At 71.8% G+C, this 6,181-nt stretch carries 7 protein-coding genes; 3 read left to right on the top strand and 4 right to left on the bottom strand.

The genetic code is table 11. The annotated features are described in order from the left end of the window. The coding region (locus AB0O00_RS07140) for an acyl-CoA dehydrogenase family protein (protein WP_363649091.1) at window positions 1-311 on the bottom strand (311 nt) is incomplete at its 3' end. Between the two features lie 178 nt (window positions 312-489). On the opposite strand from AB0O00_RS07140, the gene AB0O00_RS07135 reads away from it, so the two are divergent. After that, window positions 490-1,827 (top strand): UDP-glucose/GDP-mannose dehydrogenase family protein, encoded by a 1,338-nt coding sequence (locus tag AB0O00_RS07135; RefSeq protein ID WP_363649090.1) that lies wholly within the window; start codon window positions 490-492, stop codon window positions 1,825-1,827. Between the two features lie 65 nt (window positions 1,828-1,892). Then, window positions 1,893-2,306, top strand: a complete 414-nt coding sequence (locus AB0O00_RS07130) for a CoA-binding protein (RefSeq protein WP_363649089.1) — start codon at window positions 1,893-1,895, stop codon at window positions 2,304-2,306. Between the two features lie 3 nt (window positions 2,307-2,309). Here AB0O00_RS07130 and AB0O00_RS07125 read toward each other — a convergent pair whose 3' ends face one another. The 3 genes from AB0O00_RS07125 to AB0O00_RS07115 are packed head-to-tail and all read right to left on the bottom strand — an operon-like array spanning window position 2,310 to window position 5,188. Then, on the bottom strand, window positions 2,310-3,515 hold the full coding sequence (locus AB0O00_RS07125; protein WP_363649088.1) for a dipeptidase: 1,206 nt from the start codon (window positions 3,513-3,515) through the stop codon (window positions 2,310-2,312). Between the two features lie 33 nt (window positions 3,516-3,548). After that, entirely contained in the window at window positions 3,549-4,073 is a 525-nt protein-coding gene (purE, locus tag AB0O00_RS07120; protein WP_363649087.1) for a 5-(carboxyamino)imidazole ribonucleotide mutase, read from the bottom strand. Next, entirely contained in the window at window positions 4,070-5,188 is a 1,119-nt protein-coding gene (locus AB0O00_RS07115) for a 5-(carboxyamino)imidazole ribonucleotide synthase (RefSeq protein ID WP_363649094.1), read from the bottom strand. The genes purE and AB0O00_RS07115 overlap by 4 nt, the downstream gene beginning before the upstream one ends. 367 nt (window positions 5,189-5,555) lie before the next feature. On the opposite strand from AB0O00_RS07115, the gene AB0O00_RS07110 reads away from it, so the two are divergent. Further along, window positions 5,556-6,044 (top strand): GtrA family protein, encoded by a 489-nt coding sequence (locus tag AB0O00_RS07110; protein ID WP_363649086.1) that lies wholly within the window; start codon window positions 5,556-5,558, stop codon window positions 6,042-6,044. Window positions 6,045-6,181: the final 137 nt, after the last annotated feature.

The raw sequence follows: 6,181 nt of genomic DNA, 5'->3' as shown, positions 1-6,181 counted from the left end.
GACCCCAGCTTGTTCACCGCCGGAATCAGCGACGAGGACGCACACACCCGCGCGACCTCCTCGATCACGATCACCGTCGCCAGCGCGTCCGCCCCTGCACCGCCGTACTCCTCCGGCACGTGCACCGCGTGCAGGTCGTTGCCCTGCAACGCGTCCAGCGCCTCCTGCGGGAACCGGCCCTGCTCGTCCACCTCCGCCGCGAACGGCGCGATCTTCGCCTCGGCCAGCCCGCGCACCGCCTCCCGGAGCATCCCGTGCTCCTCGGAGATACGGAAGAGATCGAAGTCAGCCGCGCCTGCGCTGCCCGCCATGATGCCCGCCTCGCCACAGTGATCGAAGGATCCGGTTAATTACCGTTAAGTAGAGATCCTAGGGCTCCGACCTGCGGCTGCCTAGCGTTTCCGGCCCCCGGGCGGCCTCGGCCGCACGCCCCGGGACGGATAGCATCAGGGCACCCACTCATGGTCGAGTCCGCACAAAGGGGAACCCGTGACCCTCCGCATCTCCGTGATCGGCACCGGCTACCTCGGCGCCACCCACGCGGCCGCGATGGCCGAGTTCGGCTTCGAGGTGCTCGGACTGGACATCGACCCCGAGAAGATCGCCACACTGACCGCCGGCCGGGTCCCGATGTACGAGCCGGGGCTGTCCGAGCTGCTGCTCAAGCACGTGGCCGGGCACGAGGGCTCCACCGGACGGCTGCGGTTCACGACCTCCGTCGAAGAGGTCGCGGAGTTCGCCGACGTCCACTTCGTGTGCGTCAACACCCCGCAGCGCAAGGGCGAGTTCGCCGCCGACATGTCCTACGTGGACGCCGCGATCGACGGCCTCGCGCCGCACCTGAAGCGGCCGGTCCTGGTGGTCGGCAAGTCCACCGTGCCGGTCGGCTCGGCGGGCCGGCTGGCCGAGCGGCTCGCGGCGCTGGCGCCGGTCGGCGCCGACGCCGAACTCGCCTGGAACCCGGAGTTCCTGCGCGAGGGCTTCGCCGTCCAGGACACCCTACGCCCGGACCGCATCGTGATCGGCGCGCACAGCGAGCGCGCCGAGCGGCTGCTGCGCGAGGTGTACGCCGAGCCGGTCGCGGCCGGGGTGCCGTTCGTGGTCACCGACTACGCGACCGCCGAGCTCGTGAAGACCGCCGCCAACTCCTTCCTGGCCACGAAGATCTCGTTCATCAACGCGATGGCCGAGGTGTGCGAGGCGGCCGGCGCCGACGTCACCCAGCTGTCCACCGCACTCGCCTACGACGAGCGGATCGGCGGCAAGTTCCTCAACTCCGGCCTCGGCTTCGGCGGCGGCTGCCTGCCCAAGGACATCCGGGCGTTCATGGCCCGGGCCGGCGAGCTGGGCGCCGACCAGGCGCTGACCTTCCTGCGCGAGGTCGACTCGATCAACATGCGCCGCCGCTCGCGGATGGTCGAACTGGCCCGCGAGCAGTGCGGCGGCGGCTTCCTGGGCCGCCGGGTCGCCGTGCTCGGCGCCGCCTTCAAGCCCAACTCGGACGACATCCGGGACTCCCCCGCGCTCAACGTCGCCGCCCAGATCCAGCTCCAGGGCGCCCAGGTCACCGTCTACGACCCGAAGGCGATGGACAACGCCCGCAAGATGTTCCCGAGCCTGACCTACGCCGACTCCCCCCTGGAGGCCGCCGAGGGCGCCCACGTGGTGCTGCACCTGACCGAGTGGCAGGAGTTCCGCACCCTCGACCCCACCGCACTGGGCGCCGTGGTCGCCGAACGCCGTCTCCTCGACGGCCGCAACGTCCTCGACGCCGACGCCTGGCGCGCCGCCGGCTGGACGTACCGTGCCCTCGGGCGGCCGAGCTAGGGCCGCGGCGGGATAGGTCCACGGCACCAGGGAATCCCGCACCCCCGTACGGCGTTGGGAGCGGCATGACGAGCTACGGCGACGACGCGACGGTCCGCGACATCCTCACCGGCACGGGCGACACCTGGGCGGTGGTCGGCCTGTCGAACAACACCGCGCGCGCCGCGTACGGCGTGGCCGCCGTCCTCCAGCGCTACGGCAAGCGGATCGTCCCCGTCCACCCGAAGGCCGAGACGGCCCTCGGCGAGCCCGGCTACGCGTCGCTCGCCGACATCCCGTTCCAGGTCGACGTCGTCGACGTGTTCGTGAACAGCTCGCTGGCCGGCGCCGTGGCCGATCAGGCGGTGGCCGTCGGGGCGAAGGCGGTCTGGTTCCAGCTGGGCGTCGTCGACGAGGACGCGTACCGGCGCGCCACCGCTGCCGGGGTCTCGATGGTCATGGACAAGTGCCCGGCCATCGAGATCCCCCGGCTGGGCTGAGACTCAGCCGTCCAGCTGCGCGATCGTCGCGATGGACGGGCCGCGGGTGGCCCGCAGCCCGGCCGCCGCGGACTCGGCGTCGCGCAGGACGCGGACGGCGTTGTGCCAGGTGAGCTTGGCCAGGTCGGCCTCCGACCAGTGGCGGCGCAGGAGTTCGGCGACCAGGTTGGGGTAGCCGGCCACCGAGCCGAGGCCCTCGGGCAGGAAGGCGGTGCCGTCGAAGTCGCCGCCGATGCCGATGTGGTCGATCCCGGCGACCTCGCGCATGTGGTCGAGGTGGTCGGCGACGGTGGCCGCGGTGGTGACGGGCCGCGGGTGGGCGGCCTCGAACTCGTGCTGGCGGGCCATGCCCGCGGGGGTGGTGTCCAGCGGGTGGAGGCCGTGGGCGCGCATGTTCTCGTCGGCCCGCAGGGTCCACGCGGCGGCCTCGACGTGGATGAACTTGGGCACGAACGTGGCCATCGCGACGCCGCCGTTGCCGGGCAGCTGCGCGAGGACGTCGTCGGGGATGTTGCGCGGGTGGTCGCAGACCGCGCGGGACGACGAGTGCGAGAAGACGACGGGCGCCTCGGTGACCCGCAGGGCGTCGCGCATGGTGTCGGCGGAGACGTGCGAGAGGTCGACCAGCATGCCGAGCCGGTTCATCTCCCGGACGACCTCCTCGCCGAAGCGGGTGAGCCCGCCGGCCACCGGCTTGTCGGTCGCGGAGTCGGCCCACGGCACGTTGTCGTTGTGGGTGAGGGTCAGGTAGCGGACGCCGAGCTCGTACAGGGCCCGCAGGGTGGCGAGCGAGCAGTCGATGGAGTGGCCGCCCTCCGCACCCATCAGGGACGCGATCCGGCCCTCGGCGCGGGCCGCCTCGATGTCGTCGGCGGTGCGGGCGAGCCGGAGCCGGTCGGGGTAGCGGGCGACGAGGGCGTGGACGAAGTCGACCTGCTCCAGCGTGGCGCTCACGGCGTGGTCCCCGGCCAGCCGGGTGGGCACGTAGACGGACCAGAACTGCGCACCGACCCCGCCCTCCGCGAGGCGGGCGAGGTCGGTGTGCAGGCGGTCGCTCTGGTCGGCCGCGAGGTCGAGCGCGCCGAGGTCGTACCCGGCCTGCTCGCGCATCGCCCACGGGAGGTCGTTGTGGCCGTCGACGACGGGGGCGGTGCGCAGGAGGGCCCGCGCGCGGTCCAGCGGGGTGGGGCTGTCCAGCTCAGAGGTCATGCGAGCTGTTCTACCCCAACCCCGGGACCGGGATCACTTGGCGAAACCGAAGGAGCCCGAGCCGGCCACCTTGGCGCGGAGCTTCTTGCCCTTCTCGGTGGCCTGGCTGTTGAGCTCGGCCTGGAAGTCGGTCATCCGCTCGGTCAGTTCGGGGTCGAACGCCGCGAGCATGCGCACCGCGAGCAGGCCCGCGTTGCGCGCGCCGGCCACCGAGACGGTCGCGACCGGAACGCCGGCCGGCATCTGGACGATCGACAGCAGGCTGTCCATGCCGTCCAGGTAGCGCAGCGGCACCGGGACGCCGATGACCGGCAGCGGCGTGACGGAGGCGAGCATGCCCGGCAGGTGGGCGGCGCCGCCGGCGCCCGCGATGATCGCCTTCAGCCCGCGCTTGTGCGCGTTCTCGCCGTAGGCGACCATCTCGCGCGGCATCCGGTGGGCGGAGACGACGTCGACCTCGTACGGGATCTCGAACTCGTCGAGGGCCTGGGCGGCGGCCTCCATGACGGGCCAGTCGGAGTCCGAGCCCATGACGATGCCGACAATGGGGGAAGTCATTCGGTGATCGTTCCTCGCAGGTAGGCGGCCGCGTGGCGGGCGCGCTCGCGGACGTCGTCGAGGTCGTCCCCGAAGACGTTGACGTGGCCGACCTTGCGGCCGGGCTTCACGTCCTTCCCGTACATGTGGACGCGCAGCCCCGGGTCGCGGGCCATGCAGTGCAGGAAGGCGTGGTACATGTCCGGGTAGTCGCCGCCGAGGACGTTGACCATGACGGTCCACTTGGCGCGCGGCCGGGGGTCGCCGAGCGGGAGGTCGAGGACGGCCCGCAGGTGGTTCTCGAACTGCGAGGTGACCGCGCCGTCCTGGGTCCAGTGGCCGGAGTTGTGCGGGCGCATGGCGAGTTCGTTGACGAGGATGCGGCCGTCCCGGGTCTGGAACAGCTCGACGGCGAGGTGGCCGGTGATGCCGAGCTCGCCGGCGATGCGCAGGGCGAGCTGCTGGGCCTCGTCGGACAGGGCCGGGTCGAGGTCGGGGGCCGGGGCGATGACCTCGGCGCAGACGCCGTCCTCCTGGATGCTCTCGACGACCGGGTAGGCGACGGCCTGGCCGCTGGGCGAGCGGACCACGTTGGCGGCCAGCTCGCGGACGAAGTCGACCTTCTCCTCGGCCAGCACGGGCACGCCGGCCAGGAACGGCGCCTCGGCCTCCTGCTCGTCGTCGACGACCCACACGCCCTTGCCGTCGTAGCCGCCGCGGACGGTCTTCAGGACGACCGGGTAGCCCGTGCCCTCCTCGGCGAACGCGGTCACGTCGGCCGGGTCGGCGACGATCCGGTGGCGGGGGCAGGGCACCCCGATGGCGTCCAGCTTGGCCCGCATCACGCCCTTGTCCTGGGCGTTGACCAGCGCGTCCGGGCCGGGGCGGACGGCGATGCCGTCGGCCTCCAGCACCCGCAGGTGCTCGGTCGGGACGTGCTCGTGATCGAAGGTGATCACGTCGCAGCCGGCCGCGAAGCGGCGCAGGGTGTCGAGGTCGCGGTAGTCGCCGAGCACCACGTCGGAGACCACCTGCGAGGCGGAGTCCTGGGGGGTGTCGGCGAGGAGCCGGAACCTCACCCCGAGCGGAATGCCCGCATCGTGCGTCATACGGGCCAGCTGCCCGCCGCCGATCATGCCGACCACTGGAAAATTCGTGTTGCCCGGGGAAGTCACGCGGCCCAGGATATCCGGGCCGATCGGGGGCGATGGAGCCGCTGGTGGCAAGGGCGAGGCGGCCTTCGGGGTGGACGCGCGTAGATGTCAACCAGGGAGGCAGGGGGCTGAGCCGTACGGTGGAACCGGGTAGCCTGGACGGCCAGGTCCTGGTCTACGCAGTCCGATCATGTGCGTGCACGCAGGGCACAAGGGGCGGGCACCGTCCCGGCGCACCGCCCTTTCGACCGCACGCACCGCACGCACATGGAGGCAGCCCGGTATGGCGACGTCCGCAGCTTCGAAACCCTCACTCGTGCAGAAGTTGCGCGGAATCACGGGGGAAGCCGTGAAGTTCGGCATCGTCGGCCTGAGCGGCGTGGTGGTCAACTTCCTGGTGTTCTGGGTCTGCATCAACGGCCTGCACCTGGCCTCGCTGCGCTCGAACATCGCCGCGACGCTGATCGCGATCGCCACCAACTACCTCGGCTACCGCTACTGGCTCTACCGGGACCGCGACGCCGCCTCGCGCAAGCGTGAGATCACGCTGTTCCTGCTGTTCAGCGGCATCGGCATGCTGATCGAGACCGGCGTGCTCGGCTGCTCGGTGTACCTGCTCGGCCTGGACTCGCACTTCGAGCAGCTGGGCGCCAAGGTGGTCGGCCTCGCGCTGGGCACCGTGTTCCGCTTCGTCTCCTACCGGACCTGGGTCTTCAAGGCCCTGCCCGAGGCGGAGCCGCAGGCCGCGCAGGCCCCGCACGCCACCGGCAGCGAGCTGGCCGCCCAGGCCGAGCTGATGCTGGCCGCCGAGGAGATCCGGTACGCCAAGGCCGAGTAGGCCCCGAGCCGTTCGCCGTCGGGCCCGCGAGCACCCGCTCGCGGGCCGCGTGCCCCTGGTGCAGCAGCCCCCCACGAAAGACCCCCACCGCCAGCTGGAAAGACCGTATGGTGTCGACGATGAGTCAAAGTCGTTGG

The sequence above is a fragment of the Kitasatospora sp. NPDC093558 genome (assembly GCF_040683475.1).
GTDB lineage: Bacteria > Actinomycetota > Actinomycetes > Streptomycetales > Streptomycetaceae > Kitasatospora.
Note: the sequence above shows the minus strand (reverse complement) of the source record. Positions and strands in the feature narration are given on the sequence as shown.

Excerpts from the sequence above, each read along its gene's own strand:
- AB0O00_RS07130 (WP_363649089.1), top strand. The coding sequence starts at position 1,893 with ATGACGAGCTACGGCGACGACGCGACGGTCCGCGACATCCTCACCGGC.
- AB0O00_RS07125 (WP_363649088.1), bottom strand. The coding sequence starts at position 3,515 with ATGACCTCTGAGCTGGACAGCCCCACCCCGCTGGACCGCGCGCGGGCC.
- purE (WP_363649087.1), bottom strand. The coding sequence starts at position 4,073 with ATGACTTCCCCCATTGTCGGCATCGTCATGGGCTCGGACTCCGACTGG.
- AB0O00_RS07115 (WP_363649094.1), bottom strand. The coding sequence starts at position 5,188 with ATGATCGGCGGCGGGCAGCTGGCCCGTATGACGCACGATGCGGGCATT.